General features: G+C 57.8%; 16 protein-coding genes. 12 read left to right on the forward strand and 4 right to left on the reverse strand.

All coding sequences use genetic code 11. The features are described 5' to 3' along the window. Positions 1–33: 33 nt before the first annotated feature. Positions 34–795 (forward strand): AraC family transcriptional regulator, encoded by a 762-nt coding sequence (locus QWJ10_RS04125; protein ID WP_202801398.1) that lies wholly within the window; start codon positions 34–36, stop codon positions 793–795. Here QWJ10_RS04125 and QWJ10_RS04130 read toward each other — a convergent pair. After that, entirely contained in the window at positions 792–1,712 is a 921-nt protein-coding gene (locus QWJ10_RS04130; protein WP_019364291.1) for a dihydrodipicolinate synthase family protein, read from the reverse strand. The two genes, QWJ10_RS04125 and QWJ10_RS04130, sit on opposite strands and share 4 nt — an antisense overlap. A gap of 212 nt (positions 1,713–1,924) precedes the next feature. On the opposite strand from QWJ10_RS04130, the gene QWJ10_RS04135 reads away from it, so the two are divergent. The 7 genes from QWJ10_RS04135 (at position 1,925) to pcaC (ending at position 9,932) form a co-directional block, all read left to right on the forward strand. Then, entirely contained in the window at positions 1,925–2,770 is an 846-nt protein-coding gene (locus QWJ10_RS04135; protein ID WP_010795470.1) for an IclR family transcriptional regulator, read from the forward strand. Positions 2,771–2,978: 208 nt separating this feature from the next. Continuing rightward, positions 2,979–4,319 (forward strand): MFS transporter, encoded by a 1,341-nt coding sequence (locus QWJ10_RS04140; protein WP_019364292.1) that lies wholly within the window; start codon positions 2,979–2,981, stop codon positions 4,317–4,319. Between the two features lie 254 nt (positions 4,320–4,573). Then, on the forward strand, positions 4,574–5,779 hold the full coding sequence (pcaF, locus tag QWJ10_RS04145; RefSeq protein ID WP_073449465.1) for a 3-oxoadipyl-CoA thiolase: 1,206 nt from the start codon (positions 4,574–4,576) through the stop codon (positions 5,777–5,779). Positions 5,780–6,035: 256 nt separating this feature from the next. Continuing rightward, the gene (locus QWJ10_RS04150; RefSeq protein WP_010795467.1) at positions 6,036–7,325 is read left to right on the forward strand and encodes an MFS family transporter; all 1,290 of its coding nucleotides are present in this window, start codon (positions 6,036–6,038) and stop codon (positions 7,323–7,325) included. Positions 7,326–7,340: 15 nt separating this feature from the next. Then, the gene (locus tag QWJ10_RS04155) at positions 7,341–8,711 is read left to right on the forward strand and encodes a 3-carboxy-cis,cis-muconate cycloisomerase (protein ID WP_289924555.1); all 1,371 of its coding nucleotides are present in this window, start codon (positions 7,341–7,343) and stop codon (positions 8,709–8,711) included. Positions 8,712–8,721: 10 nt separating this feature from the next. Then, on the forward strand, positions 8,722–9,510 hold the full coding sequence (pcaD, locus tag QWJ10_RS04160) for a 3-oxoadipate enol-lactonase (protein WP_150346781.1): 789 nt from the start codon (positions 8,722–8,724) through the stop codon (positions 9,508–9,510). Between the two features lie 11 nt (positions 9,511–9,521). Further along, positions 9,522–9,932: a 4-carboxymuconolactone decarboxylase gene (gene pcaC, locus QWJ10_RS04165; RefSeq protein ID WP_010795464.1), complete on the forward strand. Its 411-nt coding sequence runs from the start codon at positions 9,522–9,524 to the stop codon at positions 9,930–9,932. Positions 9,933–9,987: 55 nt separating this feature from the next. Here the strand turns inward: pcaC and QWJ10_RS04170 are convergent, their stop codons facing one another. Together QWJ10_RS04170 and sseA are read right to left on the reverse strand one after the other, a co-directional pair. Next, positions 9,988–11,271, reverse strand: a complete 1,284-nt coding sequence (locus tag QWJ10_RS04170) for an OprD family porin (RefSeq protein WP_019364297.1) — start codon at positions 11,269–11,271, stop codon at positions 9,988–9,990. 569 nt (positions 11,272–11,840) lie between these two features. Further along, positions 11,841–12,692 carry a 3-mercaptopyruvate sulfurtransferase gene (gene sseA, locus QWJ10_RS04175; protein ID WP_289924556.1) on the reverse strand — a complete coding sequence of 284 codons (852 nt, stop codon included), beginning with the start codon at positions 12,690–12,692 and terminating at the stop codon, positions 11,841–11,843. A gap of 204 nt (positions 12,693–12,896) precedes the next feature. Between sseA and epsC the strand changes: the two genes are divergently transcribed. Beyond that, entirely contained in the window at positions 12,897–13,844 is a 948-nt protein-coding gene (epsC, locus tag QWJ10_RS04180) for a serine O-acetyltransferase EpsC (protein WP_289924557.1), read from the forward strand. 288 nt (positions 13,845–14,132) lie between these two features. Here epsC and QWJ10_RS04185 read toward each other — a convergent pair whose 3' ends face one another. Next, complete coding sequence (locus tag QWJ10_RS04185) at positions 14,133–14,264, reverse strand: hypothetical protein (protein WP_010795460.1); 132 nt, start codon at positions 14,262–14,264, stop codon at positions 14,133–14,135. A gap of 295 nt (positions 14,265–14,559) precedes the next feature. Between QWJ10_RS04185 and QWJ10_RS04190 the strand changes: the two genes are divergently transcribed. The 3 genes from QWJ10_RS04190 to QWJ10_RS04200 all read left to right on the forward strand — a co-directional run bounded on the left by QWJ10_RS04190 (position 14,560) and on the right by QWJ10_RS04200 (position 17,237). Further along, the gene (locus QWJ10_RS04190; RefSeq protein ID WP_289924558.1) at positions 14,560–15,702 is read left to right on the forward strand and encodes a hypothetical protein; all 1,143 of its coding nucleotides are present in this window, start codon (positions 14,560–14,562) and stop codon (positions 15,700–15,702) included. A 280-nt stretch (positions 15,703–15,982) separates the two neighbouring features. Continuing rightward, entirely contained in the window at positions 15,983–16,930 is a 948-nt protein-coding gene (gene cbpA, locus QWJ10_RS04195) for a curved DNA-binding protein (RefSeq protein WP_289924559.1), read from the forward strand. A gap of 1 nt (position 16,931) precedes the next feature. Further along, positions 16,932–17,237: a chaperone modulator CbpM gene (locus QWJ10_RS04200; protein WP_010795457.1), complete on the forward strand. Its 306-nt coding sequence runs from the start codon at positions 16,932–16,934 to the stop codon at positions 17,235–17,237. Positions 17,238–17,277 lie beyond the last annotated feature (40 nt).

Below are 17,277 nucleotides of genomic sequence, written 5' to 3' on the forward strand. Positions count from 1 at the left end.
GACAGGCAGGCTCCAGGTTTTGCTCCTGAGCAGATGACAGCCTGGTGTGAGGGGCTTGCCGCAGAGCGCCCTGAAGACTTAGAAACCTTGCTTAACAGCGTTGCGCTGATTGCTCCGCTTCTCAATGCGATTCCCAATGTGGTCTTCTTTATTAAGGATCTAGACGCACGTTACCTCTTGGCCAACCTGACGTTGGCGAGACGGTGTGGATTCAAGACGGTTGCGCCTCTCTTGGGCAAGACGTCCGCTGAGGTCTTTCCGGCGAATCTAGGACCGCTCTATACCGAGCAGGACCACGAGGTGCTTCGCGGAGCGATCATCGAGGACAAGCTTGAGCTGCATTTTTACAACGGTCGTGAGCCAGGGTGGTGTCTGACCTACAAGCTGCCCTTGAAAGGGCATTCAGGGCAGGTGTTGGGCATGGCTGGCATTTCCTATGACTTGCAAGCCGCGCAGGATAACCACCCGGCGTATCAACGGCTTGCGGCGGTCGATAAACACATTCGTGCTCATTACACCCGTCCGATCGCACTGGCAGAGCTGACCGCCATCGCAGAGCTTTCCGTGGCTCAGTTGGAGCGCTATTGCAAGCGGATCTTTCATCTCACGCCCCGCCAGATGATCCATAAGGTGCGTCTGGAAAAAGCCTCCCAATTGCTGGCGACGACGATGCCGATCACCGATATTGCCTTGCAGTGCGGCTACACCGATCACAGCGCCTTCAGCCGCCAGTTCAAGGCACTGACGGGACTCACGCCCCGGCAGTTTCGGCAGGCTGCCAGCGACGCAGCTTAAAGCCCGACGTCAGGCAGTGCAGGACGTTGGGTCAGCGCGTTGTCCACAATCGCTTTCACTTCATCACGGGCAGCCCCTTCGAGGCTCAGGCGAGGAGGGCGGGTGACGGCTGAACCACGGCCTAGTATCTCTTCGCAGAGCTTGATGCACTGGACCAGGTCAGGGCGGGCGTCCAGATGTAGCAGGGGCATGAACCATTGATAGAGCGACAGGGCTTCGTCGAAACGCTTTTGCATGGCGAGGCGGAACAGGGTTTCGCCTTCCCTGGGAAACGCATTGGACATTCCGGATACCCAACCGACGGCCCCTACAGCAATGCTTTCAAGCACTACATCATCCAGGCCGGCAAAGAGTACGAAGCGATCACCTACAGCGTTGCGCAGGTCAATAAAGCGGCGAGTGTCACCAGAGGAGTCTTTGAAGCAGACGATATTCTCGCAGTCCTTGAGCGAGGCCAGGATGTCCGGCGTAACGTCGTTCTTGTACACCGGCGGATTGTTGTAGACCATGACCGGAAGATCGGTCGAAGTCGCAACGCTGCGAAAGTGCATGGCGGTTTCGTGGGGCTTGGCAGAGTAGACCAGCGCGGGCATAACCATCACACCGTCCACGCCAGCAAAGCGCGCCTCGTTAACCATCTTCTGCGCGAAGGCGGTAGTAAACTCTGCTACGCCGGCAATCACGGGTACGCGTCCGGCCGCCGCCGCCTTGGCGGTCTCGATGACCGATAGCTTTTCCGTCGTGGTAAGCGAAGTGTTTTCTCCAACGGTGCCGCACACTACAAGTCCGGACACACCATCCGCCACGAGATTGCTGATCACGCGGTGAGTGGCGTCCAGATCCAGAGAAAAGTCAGGCTTGAACTGAGTGCTGACAGCCGGAAAGACGCCGCGCCAGTTGATCGCTTGATGCCCCATGGTCGTTATCCCTTTGGCAATAGACAGATGCCTACAGGGTGAACCGCCACCGCTCTTATGGCTTGAGATTTTTCCCCAGGTGCGAGGACGAAATCGGCACAGTGACGATCTGTAAGTGGCCTATAAACGAACAAGACTGCGTTTGTCGTATTGCGATTATCGATCAGATGCTTCGATAATCGGCCAAATCAGACAGCGGCCGGGCAGAGATCATGGATAACTCGAATTCGCGTGACCCTCACAGCTTTGGCGCACCGCCTATCATTGCATCGCCGGCCAAGCGGATCGAGGCCTTCACGGGCGATCCAAACTTCATGACGTCCCTTGCACGTGGCTTGGCTGTGATCCATGCCTTTCAGGAGCGCAAGCGGCATCTGACCATTGCACAGATCAGCCACCGAACCGAGATCCCCCGCGCGGCGGTTCGGCGTTGCCTGCATACGTTGATGAAGCTGGGCTACGTGACCACCGATGGACGGACCTATTCACTATTACCCAAGGTGCTGACGCTGGGCCATGCCTATCTGTCATCCACGCCCATGGCGCTCACCGCCCAACCCATTCTGGATCGCCTGAGCGAGCAGCTGCATGAGGCCTGCTCCGTCGCCACGCTTGAGGGCGATGAGGTGTTGTACATCGCCCGGTCCGCCACACCGCTGCGGCTGATTTCGGTCGATCTGAGCGTTGGCAGCCGGCTTCCGGCCTACTGCACCTCCATGGGCCGTATTCTGCTGGCGGCTCTGGATGATGCTGCCCTTCAGGATTACTTCGAGCGTGCTGACCTGCAAATTAAGACCAGTCGCACACTGCATACGCCAGAAAAGCTGTTGCCCTGTCTCGAGCAGATCCGGCAGCAGGGCTGGTGCGTCGTTGACCAGGAACTGGAGGTCGGGCTTCGTTCATTGGCCGTACCGGTACTGGATGCCTCCGGTCAGGTCATGGCTGCCATGAACGTGGGCACCCATGCCAGCCGCATCACCCGGCAGGAGCTGGAGCGTCGTTTCCTGCCCCTTTTACTCAAGGCCAGCCAGGAACTCAGCTCCAAGCTCTTTCACTAAAACTGTTCGTTAATCGAACCTTTAGCCGTTAATCGAATTGTGCAGTGCGTGCCTGCTCCGTAGGGTAGAGGCACGTTGCCAGCCGGCACGCCTGATAAAAACAACAGAGTCCGCCTATGTTCTGCATGATTTCTCCCGTGAGCGGGATGGTGCATGCGCATCGCTCCGATGCGCTTTCTTTATATTCGTGGATGATGGAGGCCTTATCATGATGGGGGCCTCGACGAACACGACTCTCGATGTTCAGACATTTATCAATGCCCAGCCGCTGAGCCGCTATCAATGGCGAATCGTGGTGTTGTGCTTTTTGATCGTTTTCCTGGATGGCCTGGACACTGCTGCCATGGGGTTTATCGCACCGGCGTTGACCCAGGACTGGGGAATCGATCGAGCAAGCCTTGGACCAGTCATGAGCGCTGCCCTGGTCGGGATGGTGTTTGGTGCGTTGGGCTCGGGACCGTTGGCGGACCGGTTCGGCCGTAAGGTCGTGCTGGTTGCCGCCGTTTCCATCTTTGGACTTTTCAGCGTGATCTCGGCCTACAGCGGTACGGTGGATCAACTGGTGATCCTGCGTTTTCTGACCGGCCTTGGCCTAGGTGCCGCCATGCCGAATGCCACGACACTGCTGTCTGAATACACCCCGGAGCGGCTTAAGTCGTTACTGGTAACCAGCATGTTCTGCGGCTTCAATTTGGGCATGGCGTGTGGCGGGTTCATCTCTGCCAAGCTGATTCCGGCGTTCGGTTGGCATAGCCTGCTGTTGCTCGGGGGCTTGCTACCGATGGCTCTGGCAGTGGTGCTGCTGCTGTGGTTGCCGGAATCGGCCCGCTATCTGGTGGTGCATAACCGGGGCGTGGCACGGATTCGCAAGGCCTTGCTGCCCATCGGCCCAAGTATCGTGCAGCAGGCCAGGGAGTTCAGCGTACCAGAGCAGCGCACAGTCAAGGCGCGCAATGTCTTTGCCGTTATTTTCTCCAAGGCGTGTGGGCTGGGCACGGTGCTGCTCTGGCTGACCTACTTCATGGGACTTGTCATCGTATACCTGCTGACAAGCTGGTTGCCTACCCTGATGCGCGACAGCGGTGCAAGTATGGAGCAGGCTGCATTCATCGGAGCCCTGTTTCAGTTTGGTGGCGTGCTTAGCGCGGTAGCCGTGGGCTGGGCGATGGACCGGATCAATCCGCACTGGGTCATTGGCACGTTTTACTTGTTGGCTGGTGTCTTTGCGTATTGTGTCGGGCAGAGCCTGGGTCACGTGACGTTGCTGGCTACGCTGGTATTGGTTGCAGGGATGTGCATCAACGGTGCGCAGTCCGCCATGCCTTCATTAGCGGCACGCTTCTACCCGACCCAGGGTCGTGCCACAGGGGTGTCCTGGATGCTGGGTATCGGACGCTTCGGTGCCATTCTGGGGGCCTGGATGGGGGCCACTCTACTGGGGCTGGGATGGAATTTCGAGCAGGTGCTGACTGCGCTGGTGGTGCCTGCTGCGCTGGCTACGGCGGCTGTAGTGATCAAGGGTATCGTCAGTCATTCTGATGCGTCATAAGGCCTTTTCGATTCACGCAACCGCATACGGGAATAGATAAACGTGTTCGATAATCGACCGTAGATTCGATTATCGGATTGTCTGCTTACAGCCTTGCGGCTTACTGTTCCGTTCAACATCACTCGCCTGGTCTTCCGTCCGGGCGAGTACGACCCAGGTAGCTGGCACCCTCGATTTCAGGTGCTGCTATGACCGTCACACCGCCTCCTTACCCATGGGCCATCGGCCCGACCAGGAGCGGTATCAGGAGCCTCATGATGCGTGATGTATTCATCTGCGATGCCGTTCGTACACCTATTGGACGCTTTGGCGGTGCGCTGTCCAGCGTCCGTGCCGATGATCTGGCGGCTATTCCGCTCAAGGCGCTGATGGAGCGCAACCCTGGAGTGCAGTGGGCGGAAGTCGATGAGGTATTCATGGGCTGCGCCAACCAGGCGGGCGAGGATAACCGTAACGTGGCGCGTATGGCGCTTCTATTAGCAGGCCTTCCGGAAACCGTACCGGGCGTTACCTTGAACCGCCTTTGCGCGTCGGGAATGGACGCTGTAGGGACGGCTTACCGCGCCATTGCCACAGGTGAGATGGAGCTGGCCATTGCCGGCGGTGTGGAATCGATGTCCCGCGCTCCGTTCGTGATGGGCAAGGCGGACACTGCGTTTTCCCGCGGACAGAAGATCGAAGACACCACCATCGGCTGGCGCTTCGTGAACCCATTGATGAAACAGAAGTACGGTACCGATTCCATGCCGGAAACGGCAGACAATGTCGCGCAGGATCACAATGTTTCCCGGGCCGATCAGGATGCCTTTGCGTTGCGCAGCCAACAGCGCACGGCGGCTTCCCAGGAGAGCGGCTTCTTTGCCGAAGAAATCGTGCCGGTGCGAATCGTCCACAAGAAAGGCGAGACGATCGTCGACAAGGACGAGCATCCACGCCCTGATACCACGCTGGAGATGCTGGCCAAGCTCAAGCCCGTCAATGGGCCCGACAAGACCGTCACGGCGGGTAATGCCTCGGGTGTGAATGACGGCGCTGCGGCCATGATCATCGCCTCGGCCGAGGCCGTGCAGAAGTATGGCCTCAAGCCTCGCGCCCGCATTCTCGGTATGGCAAGTGGCGGCGTTGCGCCACGTGTCATGGGAATCGGCCCAGTGCCGGCGGTGCAAAAGCTGCTGACCCGTCTGGGGAAAACCATTGAAGACTTCGATGTGGTGGAGCTGAACGAGGCCTTTGCCAGCCAGGCCCTGGCGGTAGTGCGAGGCTTGGGATTACCGGACGACAGTGAAAAAGTAAATCCGCAGGGCGGCGCCATTGCACTGGGTCATCCGCTGGGGATGAGCGGTGCACGCCTGGTCATGACTACCGTGCATTGGCTGGAAAAGACCAACAAGCAGCTGGGGCTCGCGACCATGTGTGTTGGGGTTGGACAAGGTCTGGCGCTGGCAGTCGAGCGCGTTTGAGGTCAATGTCTTGGGCGCCTCGTACAACGGGGCGTTGATGAGGAATAAGGGTGATCTGCGCCAGCGCGAAGGATTTGCGGCTTTGCAAAGGAGAGAATTGTAAAAGGACATGTCTCACCAAGGCCTGCGAATCCGTCACGCGTAGGCGGCACACCCTGCGACAGGGCAAAGGCTGCCCTCTGTAGGGTCATTCACCGGCACGTCAGGATCGATTGCGTGCCGGACTATTCCTATTTCAATGACAAGAGCGGATCGAATGACTACCAGTTCCTATACGTTGGAAGAGCGTCGTAAAAGAATCTTCGCCATTGTCGGCGCCTCGTCTGGCAACCTCGTCGAGTGGTTCGACTTTTACGTTTACTCCTTTTGCTCCATCTATTTTGCTCACGCGTTTTTCCCCTCAGACGACCCCACCGTTCAACTGCTTAACACTGCCGGTGTATTTGCCGCAGGCTTTCTGATGCGACCCATCGGTGGCTGGATCTTCGGTGGGGTGGCCGACCGTTATGGGCGGCGTACGTCAATGATGATCTCCGTGCTCATGATGTGCGCCGGCTCACTGGTGATTGCCTGCCTGCCCACCTACGACAGCATTGGCTTCTGGGCGCCGCTTCTTCTGCTCATGGCGCGACTTTTCCAAGGCTTGTCGGTCGGCGGTGAATACGGCACTACTGCAACCTATATGAGTGAGGTGGCGCTGAAGGGTAAGCGCGGATTTTATGCCTCGTTCCAGTATGTGACGCTGATTGGCGGACAGTTGCTGGCGGTGCTGGTGGTGGTCATCCTTCAGCAGGTCTTGTCCGAAGAGGAGCTGCGTGCCTGGGGCTGGCGTATTCCTTTTGTAGTGGGTGCGGTTGCTGCCGTGATTTCGCTGCTGCTGCGTCGCTCGCTTGAGGAAACCACGACGGCAGAAAGCCGTGCTGCCAAAGAGGCGGGTTCGCTGTCGGCTCTGTTCAAACATCACAAGGCGGCGTTTTTCACTGTGCTGGGATATACCGCCGGTGGCTCGCTGATTTTCTATACCTTTACAACCTACATGCAGAAGTATCTGGTCAACACCGTAGGCATGCATGCCAAGACGGCCAGCGGCATCATGACCGGTGCGCTGTTCCTGTACATGCTGATGCAGCCGCTGTTCGGTGCCTTGTCTGACCGTATTGGCCGCCGCGCTTCCATGTTGTGGTTCGGTGCGCTCGGCGCACTGTGTACCTATCCTATCCTGCTGACCCTGAAAACCACGACCAGCCCGGTCATTGCCTTTGGCTTGATCATCCTCGCGCTGGCTATTGTAAGTTTCTATACCTCGATCAGTGGCTTGGTAAAAGCCGAGATGTTTCCGCCACAGGTGCGTGCGCTAGGGGTAGGGCTCTCCTATGCCGTAGCCAATGCCTTGTTTGGCGGTTCGGCCGAATTCGTTGCGCTGAACTTCAAAGCCATGGGGCATGAGAATCTCTTCTACATCTATGTGTCCTGCATGCTGGTAGTGGCCTTCCTGGTAAGCCTGCGCCTGCCGCGCAGAGCCAGCTATCTGCATGACGATCACTAATAAGGATAAATGCATATGAGTCAGCGTCCGACCCATCAACTCTTCGATGCCTACTTTACCCAGGCCGCGATGCGTGATGTCTTCAGTGATAGGGGACGTTTGCAGGGCATGCTGGATTTCGAAGCCGCCCTGGCGCGAGCCGAAGCCGCGGTCGGCCTGATTCCCAAGGATGCCGTCGCACCGATCGAGGCGGCTTGCCGTGCCGAGGCCTATGACCTTGCCGCGTTGCAGCAGGCCATCGTGAGCAGCGGCAACTCGGCCATTCCGCTGGTCAAGGCACTGGGACGTGAAATCAAGCGTACAAGCCCCGAGGCTGAACGCTATGTGCACATGGGCGCCACCAGTCAGGACGTCATGGATACCGGGCTTGTGCTGCAGGTCCGCGCGGCCCTCGCGCTGTTGGAGGACGATCTGACTGCCTTGGCTGATACTTTGGCCAAACAGGCTCGGCGCTATGTGGATACGCCTCTGGCCGGACGAACATGGCTGCAGCATGCAACGCCCGTCACGCTGGGTATGAAGATTGCCGGCTGGCTAGGCGCAATTACCCGTCATCGCCAACGGCTGGCTGAGCTCAAGCCGCGTGTCCTGGTGCTGCAGTTCGGTGGGGCGTCGGGCACACTGGCGGCGCTCGGTGACAAAGCCATGCCGGTCGCCGAGGCGTTGGCTAAAGAACTTGACCTGACACTACCTGATCAACCCTGGCATACCCAGCGGGACCGCTTGGTAGAAGCCGCCAGTATGTGCGGCATGATTGCCGGAAGCCTGGGCAAGCTGGGGCGTGACCTTTCCCTGTTGATGCAGACAGAAGCGGCGGAGGTTTTCGAGCCGGCCGGGCAGGGGCGGGGTGGTTCCTCGACCATGCCTCACAAGCGCAATCCGGTCAGCGCGGCAGTCCTGATCAGCGCTGCGACCCGCATTCCCAACCTTGTCGCCACCATGTTCGCAGCCATGCCTCAGGAACACGAGCGCAGCCTGGGTCTCTGGCATGCCGAATGGGACACCCTGCCTGATATTTTCTGCCTCACTTCGGGTGCGCTGGAACAGGCGTTGCTGGTAGCCGAAGGGCTGGAGGTTGATGCCGAACGCATGCGCACGAACCTGGAGCTGACCCACGGACTGGTACTGGCCGAGGCCGTCAGCATTACCCTTAGCCAACGTGTCGGTCGTGAGCAGGCGCATCATTTGGTCGAGCAGTGCTGCCGTCGTGCGGTCGAGCAGAAGTGCCACCTGCGTGAGGCGCTCGGGCAGAACGAGACCGTGAGCGCCGAGCTGTCTGCCGATGAGCTGGATCATCTGCTCGATCCTGCGCACTACTTGGGACAGGCCCGCACCTGGGTAGAACGCGCCTGTGCCGAACACCATTCACTGACGTCTGCTCGCTAGGAGGATTCCTGTGCCAACTGTGCAACTCGCCGAGGGCGAACTGAATTACCGTTTCGATGGCCGCGAAGACGCGCCGGTTCTGGTGCTGTCCAACTCGCTGGGCACTGACCTGCATATGTGGGATGACCAGATTCCCGCTTTTACCGAGCATTTTCGCGTACTGCGTTATGACACACGGGGCCATGGCGGCTCCACCGTCACGCCCGGTCCGTACACCATTGAGCAATTGGGCCATGACGTCCTGGCGCTGCTGGATGCGCTCAAGGTTCAGAAAGCCTTTTTCTGCGGACTGTCCATGGGTGGACTGACCGGGCAGTGGCTGGCAGTGAACGCCAGTGACCGTATCCAGCGTGTCGTTATCTGTAATACCGCTGCCAAGATCGGAACGGCAGACGGTTGGAACGACCGTATCGATACGGTACTCAAGGGCGGTCAGGCGGCCATGGTCAACCTGCGCGATGCCTCCATTAGCCGCTGGTTTACACCTGAGTTCTCTCAGGCAGAGCCAGCCAAGGTCAAGCGCATTACCGACATGCTCGCAGCTACCTCGCCAGAAGGGTATGCCGCCAATTGTGCTGCCGTGCGTGACGGTGATTTTCGTGAGCATCTCAAGGCCGTCACCGTTCCGGTGCTTATCGTGGCGGGTACGCACGATGCCGTCACCACACCGGCCGACGGTCATTACATGCAGGCTCAGATTCCGAATGCCGAGTATGCGGAATTCGATGCTGCGCATCTTTCCAATGTACAGGCCGGCGAAGCATTTAGTCGCCGTGTCCTGGCTTTCCTGACGGCTTAGGAGATCCCGAGATGGACGAACGCGAACGTTATGAAAAGGGCATGGAGGTCCGTCGCGCGGTATTGGGCGATGCCCATGTGAATCGCAGCCTGGAAAAGCTCACGCCATTCAACGAGGAGTTTCAGGAGATGATCACCCGGCACGCCTGGGGTGATATCTGGACCCGTCCGGGCCTGCCGCGGCATACCCGTAGCCTGATTACCATTTCCATGCTGATTGGGATGAACCGGAGCGAAGAACTCAAGCTGCATCTGCGCGCCGCTGCCAACAACGGTGTAACGCGCGATGAGATCAAGGAAGTGATCATGCAGAGCGCCATTTATTGCGGTATCCCGGCGGCCAACGCGACCTTCCATTTGGCCGAGTCGGTATGGGATGAGCTGGGCGTGGAGTCACGCCAAACTCAATATGAAGGGCAGTAGGCAAGGCGTTAAAAAAAGCCCGTCGAAAGACGGGCTTTTTGTATCGACCTGGCGCTTACAGAATCGAGATCGGGTAGCTGAAGATTAGGCGGTTCTCGTCGACATCGTTGTTGCTACCATAGTCGCGACGAACCATGGAGTTTCTCCAACGCATGTTCAGGTCCTTGAGCGGGCCGCTCTGGAAGGTATAGGCCACATCGAAGTTACGTTCCCATTCCGAGCCGTCATCATTGGCAGCGTTGACGTATATGTTGTCACCATGACCGTAACGCGCCATGAAGGCCAGACCCGGAATACCCATAGCAGCAAAGTTATAGTCGTAACGCAGCTGCCAGGAGCGTTCCTTGGCATTGTCAAAGCTCTGGGTAAACATGTCGTTTACGATACTGCCGCCGCTGGTGCCGTTGACGCTCAACCAGCCATTGTCACCGCTAACGCGCTGATAGCCCACGGTAAACTTGTGGCCGCCAATACCGGCTGACAACTGTCCGGTGAACAGTTTGTTGTCCAGGTTGCCCGCACGCGCCTGGCCTTCCTCTTCACCGGTGAAGTAACCCAGGTTCGCGCCCAGGCTCCAGTCCCCGAACTTCTGGGTATGGGTCAGGTTGAAGAAGTTCTGCTTGTAGACATCTTCGAACTGCGCGTGCCATACGCCAACCATGGTGCGCTTCTCGTTGAAGGTGTATTCACCCCCTACATAATTGAAGCGATCCGAAGAGGCTGCACGAATCTGACGGGCACCGCCGGTCGTGATGGACAGATCCTCCATGTTGGAGGAGTTACGCAGGCTCACCTGACGAATCTGCGCAGCATAGAACGTGAAGCCGTCCAGTTCCTTGGAGGTCAGTGTCGCACCGCGGAATGTCTGAGGAAGCAGACGACCATCGTTGAAGCGAAGCACCGGTACGTTAGGCATCAATTCGCCTAACAACAGATCAGTCTTGGAAATGCGAGCCTTGAAAGTAGCGCCCAAACGACCGAAATCATCCGCGGCACGCCCATCATCATGTACCGGCAGCAATTGAGTGCCAGCGCGGCCCCGACCGCTATCCAGCTTGATCCCATAGAGCCCGGTCAGGTCTAGACCAAAACCTACGACGCCCGGCGTGTAGCCCGAGGTTGCCGTCATAATGAAACCTTGTGCCCATTCTTCGACCTTACTCTGCTGAGTGTTACTGCTATTACGAAAATCCCGGTTGAAGTAATAGTTGCGGGTCATTACGTTGACTTTGGCGTCCTCCAGGAAACCTTCGGCATGAGCAGCCATCGGTAATGCCAAGGCCAGCGCAAGCGGTGTGCATCCGATAAACGCAGGAACAGAGAGATAGCGAAGGGTCATTATTGTTGTACTCCCATGAGTAATGATGCCGCACCTGAGCGCAATCTCTTACGGATTGATTTATCAGAGGCGGAGAAGCCCTGGTCCTCAGGGCAATTCATGTCCGGCCTGAATGGGCAGCCGAACCTAAGCGGACGCGCAAACGCCTCCACAAAATCTGGAAGAGGGGGGAATATCGGACGGGGAAGATAAGGCCGTGCAGGGTGCGATCTTCAACATTCAGGTTATTCCATTATTAAATTTATTGTGGAATTCACCCTTGTGCCTTAAGGCCAGGGTTGTACGATGACGTGCCGCGATAATGCTATCGATTCGCTACCTAAAGCAATAGCCATTTGTTCGTTTATCGCACTTGAAAGACCGTATGAGACAAATGGCTTAACTGCTTGCCTGATAATACTTTTAAGTAGCACGCAAGCAGCCGAGCCCTGAAAGAGCGTGGCTCAGAGCAAGAGAACTATCTTGTTCGAGGCCATAAAAAAGGCGTCTATTAGACCAAAGAATGATCCCTCGAGCCCATGCCGCTTTGGTGGAGCGGTACCGTCAGATGAGCGATACCGCGGGAATGGTCAGGCCTTTCCCGTCGCTTTGGGGGTGTCTGCACGCGAGCCCCACTCTGTCCAGGAACCATCGTACAAAGCCCCTTCCGGTAGGCCTGCCACTGCCAGTCCCAGGAGAAGAACGGCTGCTGTCACGCCACTGCCGCAGCTGGTGACCACTGGTCGTGAGCCGTCCGCACCAGAGTGCGCGAAGCGCGCGCGAAGCGTTTCGACATCCTTGAACGTTCCGTCAGCATTGAGAAGATTGGTATAGGGCAGGCTGGCGCTACCTGGAATATGCCCGGAGGCCAGGCCTGCACGCGGCTCGGGCACCGACCCCTCGAAGCGATTGGCCGCGCGTGCATCCAGTACCAGCTCGAGGCGGCTGTCGAAGTTGGCCTGGATATCGCCCAGGCCCCGTAGCATTCTGGCGTGGAACGTGGCTTCGAACGTCTGGGCCGGTACGGCAGGTGTGGGGCCTTGTTCTACGGGCCGATGTTCGCTCTGCCACTTGGGAAGGCCTCCATCGAGCACTGCGACCTGATCATGGCCGAAGAGGCGAAACATCCACCAGGCACGCGCTGCTGAAAACAACCCTTTCTGGTCATAAACCACAACGCGGGACTGGTTGTTGACCCCCAGCTCACCTACCCGCCGGGCGAAACGACCCTGAGAGGGCACCATGTGCGGTAGCGTTGTGTCCTGATCTGAAATCTCTTCGATATCGAAGAAGCGAGCACTAGGTAAGTGAGCAGCCTCATACTCGGCGCGTGCATGTTTCGACTCGTTGGGCAGGTAGACACTGGCATCGAATATCACCAGGTCTTTGTTGCCTAATGCGTTGGCAAGCCACTCGGTACTGACCAGGGGGCCAAACGTCATAAGAGTTCTCCTGTATGAATGTTTCACTCGTGGTTGCCTTGACGCCAGGCGGTGCGGCGTTGGCAGGTCTGTCCCCATCCTATCCGATCGGGCAGACGATGCGGTAAGGTACGAGCATGCGTTGGGGCACGCTTGATCAGCCGCAACGTTTTATTGTCGAACCCAGGACCGGCTCGCGCCGGTTCTTTTTCCAGGAACGTGGTAATGAGCGATTCAAATGCGGTGCGGGGTAAAGCCCCGGGGATCAACTGGCAACTGGAACGAATCGTAGATGAGCTGCATGACGCTCGTAACGAATGGCGTAGCCAGCATGGCCGAACGCGAGAACTGAGCAGCCGTGAACTGCCGTCGCGAGCGGTAATGAGCGAGATCCTTGAGTCGCTCTGTAGCGCCTTGTTTCCGCTCCGTCTGGGACCCAGTGACCTGCGTGCGGAAAGCGAAGACTTTTTCGTAGGGCATGTGCTGGACCGTGCATTCAATGCTCTGTTGGGGCAGGTACGGCTGGAGCTATGTTATACCGCTCGACAGCGGGGAACCTCTGAGTGCGCGGTCGAAGATCCGGCGCAGCGCATTGTGCAGGACTTTGCCTTGGCATTGCCTGATCTGCGGCGTCTTTTGGATACCGATGTGCTGGCAGCCTACCGTGGCGATCCGGCGGCGCGTAGCGTGGATGAGGTACTGCTGTGCTATCCCGGTATTCTGGCCGTGATCTACCATCGTCTGGCGCATCAGCTCTACCGTTCTGACCTGCCCCTGCTTGCGCGCATGATTGCAGAGCTGGCTCATTCGGCGACGGGTATTGATATCCATCCAGGTGCGCAGATCGGCCCCAGTTTCTTTATCGATCATGGTACCGGCGTGGTTATCGGCGAGACAGCCATCATTGGCGAGCGGGTTCGGATCTATCAGGCAGTGACTTTAGGTGCTAAGCGCTTCCCGGCCGATGAGTCCGGTAATCTGCAAAAAGGGCATCCACGCCATCCGATCGTCGAGGACGATGTGGTCATCTATGCCGGCGCGACCATTCTGGGACGCATCACTATCGGAAAAGGCTCCACCATTGGTGGTAATGTCTGGCTGACGCGTAGTGTTCCGGCGTTCAGCAACGTGACCCAGGCCAACTTGCAAGGATGCTCCAACAGCGATCAGTAAAGGTGTCGCTCGGCAGGCTAACGCTTCAATACGCAACATGCCCTGACTGCCACAGGCATGAGGGGCACAATTGCTATCCAGGAATGATTGCGCCGGATGTCGAAGGCGGCAGCCAGGCTCTCAACGCTGCTGCGTTCGGTGATCCTGATCAGACTGATGGCCAACCCGTGGGCGCATCCGTGATGAACAGGCGTTGGGAAACAACAGGCACAAAAAAAGGGTTGAAGCTATAGGTATATAGTCTTCAACCCCAAGACCGAGTAGAAGAAATCCGATCGACTGATCAGATCATGGTGAAATCGGGTCGCTGGCAGGGAAGGTTTCCTCTACGGCCTGGTCTAGCTGGTCGTCATCGACGTCACGATTATCGAGGTCTTCGTTTTCAGCGTTCTGGTTTTCGGGGTGCTTGATGTCGCTCATGTTCGTCTCCCGTTCGGGCCTTATTCAGGCGTTATCCATTAGGCCGTAAGGGCGTCGTAAGGTTCTAACCGCCCATCCATAAGGTGCCGGTTATCGCTTGGCAAAAGGCAAGACGCACATATTTTCAATCTTTCGGTTGATACCCGTCGCTGCGCTAAACGGCGAATATAGCCTCCCGATTCACAATGCCTGATCGCTAGGGTGCCCTTGCAGGTTCTTGCGCAATGGTAATGCGGTAAAGGTCTTCCAGGCCTTGCTGTACCTCTGGTGGAAATAAACATTCATGGAGAGAGCTATGTTTATCTTCAAACCGCTCGCCGCTGCCGTTCTCGCGGTGTTAGCCACGCAAGCCTTCGCTGAAAACAATACGGCCCGACAGGACCAGCACGGTGTGCTCAATACGGCTACGATCGAGCAGTCCGGCTCCGGTAATGCTGTCAAGCAGTCGCATAGCGGTTACGCCAATGAGGCTCGCCTGACTCAGGCCAATAGCCAAGCCGGTACTGCACAGCAGGCACAGGCGGGCAATTACAACGTCGCGACTGTCGAGCAGGCTGACTCGGCCAATGCCTACTCCAACCAATACCAGTATGGCTGGAACAATCAGGCGTCAGTCTCTCAGCAAGCTTCCGAATCGGCTTCAGTCAACCAGAGCCAGACAGGCACTGCCAACGAAGCTGAAACCGAACAACTAAACACGACCCAGGCAACCTCCCGGATTACGCAAAACGGCAACACCCATTGGGCCCATACGCTGCAGGAAGGGGCCGTGGCCATTGAAGTATCCGTTAATCAACAGGGCGACAATCACACCGCTCTGCTGTGGCAGCGGGACGGCTCCAATAACGTTGCGACGGTCATTCAGACAGGGAACGATACCTCCGCCAATATCTACCAGCTGGACAGCCAGGGTTCCGTGGCCACGCTTGAGGTCAGTGGTGTGAATACCTCGGCCTATGTCACCCAGCGCGGTACGCAGCAGCAAGCCGCTGTCCGTATCGACGGTCAGAATGGCGGCGCCCTGGTCACTCAGGAAGGCAGCAATAACGACGCAGACACTACCCAGAGTGGTGTCTCGAACAGTATCGATGCTTTCCAGGCAGGTGACTGGCAGGCCGCTCAGCTCAGCCAGGTGGGTGACTACAACATTGCGACCGCCAACCAGACCGGGACCGGTAACGAGTTCTATGCCGACCAGACCGGCAACAGTAACGTCCTGTACGGCACGCAAGAGGGTAGCGACAACATCCTGAGCGCTTCGACCGAAGGCTCGCTCAATGAAATCACCATCGGGCAGCAGGGCGATCGTAACGTGGCGTATCTCAGCCAGCTGAGCGGGTCGGATAACCACATCACGCTACAGCAGACCGGTGCTGATCTACGGGTCAATCTGAGCCAATCCGGCGCAGGCAACCGCGTCAATCTGATTCAGCAGTAAAACTGATCCTTCCTCGCGCACCGCCTTCGCACAGGCGGTGCGCGCCTGAAGCCGCTTGGCAAACGGCTGCCTTCCGTGTCTTTTTCGCAACCGGCACTGGATTCCTGGCGTACTGTCCACATCTTTATCGAAGGGTGTTTGTGTCGTGCACTGACCTGTATCAGCGCCATACCGGGCTGATAGGGCTATGGTTATAGACAGGCACGATCACCGGGCAGCGGCAGGCCTGTCATGGCTGTCTGCTTTTGACTGTTGTCGATTGACGAGACGGTGAGGTTCGATGGAATTCAAAGATTATTATGCGCTACTGGGCGTCGACCCGGGCGCAGACGAAAAAGCGATCAAGACCGCATACCGCAAGCTGGCGCGCAAATATCATCCAGACGTCAGCAAAGAGCCGAATGCGGAAAACAAATTCAAGGAAGTCTCCGAGGCCTATGAGGTTCTCAGAGATCCGGAAAAACGAGCCGAATACGATCAACTACGCCAGTACGGCCGGGCCGGGCAGCAGTTCGAGCCGCCGCCAGGCTGGGAGTTCAACGGCAATTTTGGCGGAGGAGACGGGCAGTACGAGCGGCATTTTTCCGATTTCTTCGAATCTGTTTTTGGTGCCCGACCCGGTAGTGGGCGCGGCCAGGAGCGTAGTGCCGGACGAAGAGGGCAGGATGTGGAAATGGAACTGCCGTTGTTTCTCGAAGACACGCTGTCGGACGAGCCGCGGACCATCAACTATCGGGTGCCTAGCTATAGCGCGAACGGGTTGCGTCACGAGAGCGTACCCAAGAGCCTGAACGTACGCATTCCGGCAGGTGTGACCGATGGCGAGCGAATCCGGCTGAAAGGGCGGGGCGCCCCAGGGCTCAATGGCGGACCCGACGGCGATCTTTATCTGGTTGTCCGGCTAGTTCCTCATCCACTCTTCGATGTCGACGGGCATGACCTGCTTCTGACCGTTCCGCTTGCGCCCTGGGAAGCTGCACTGGGCGCCAAGGTAACTGTCCCCACCTTGAGCGGAAAACTGCAATTGACCGTTCCGGCCAACAGCCAGGCGGGGCAGCGTTTACGTCTCAAGGGTAAGGGGTTGCGAACCCGGAAGGGCGGCGCAGGAGACCTATACGCCGTGATCAAGATTGTCATGCCCAAGACTCATGATGAGGCTACTCGGAAACTATGGGAGCAATTGGCGAACAAGGCCAGCTTCAACCCCAGAAGTGAGTGGAGGGACTGAGATGACCACCGTAATCGTGGAATTTGACATCGAAGAGATCAGCCAGCTGGTCGATACGCCAGTGACTCACATCGTCGAGCTTGTCGAGCATGGCATCGTCGAGCCACGCGGGCCGCGGCCAGAGGTATGGGTATTCGACCTGTCAGCGTTGCATACGGTACGCCGTGCCGTACGGCTGCAACGAGAGCTTGAGCTGGACTGGGCGGGCATCGCACTGGCGCTCGACCTGCTGACCCAGGTAGAAACCCTGCGTATGGAAAACCGCATGCTCAGGCAGCGGCTTGCCCGCTTTGTGCTTGATGAATAAGAGGAGGGCTCCAGGCACACATGTTGTACCTGGAGCCTGC

Source organism: Pseudomonas sp. WAC2 (assembly GCF_030403525.1).
GTDB classification, from domain to species: domain Bacteria; phylum Pseudomonadota; class Gammaproteobacteria; order Pseudomonadales; family Pseudomonadaceae; genus Chryseomonas; species Chryseomonas luteola.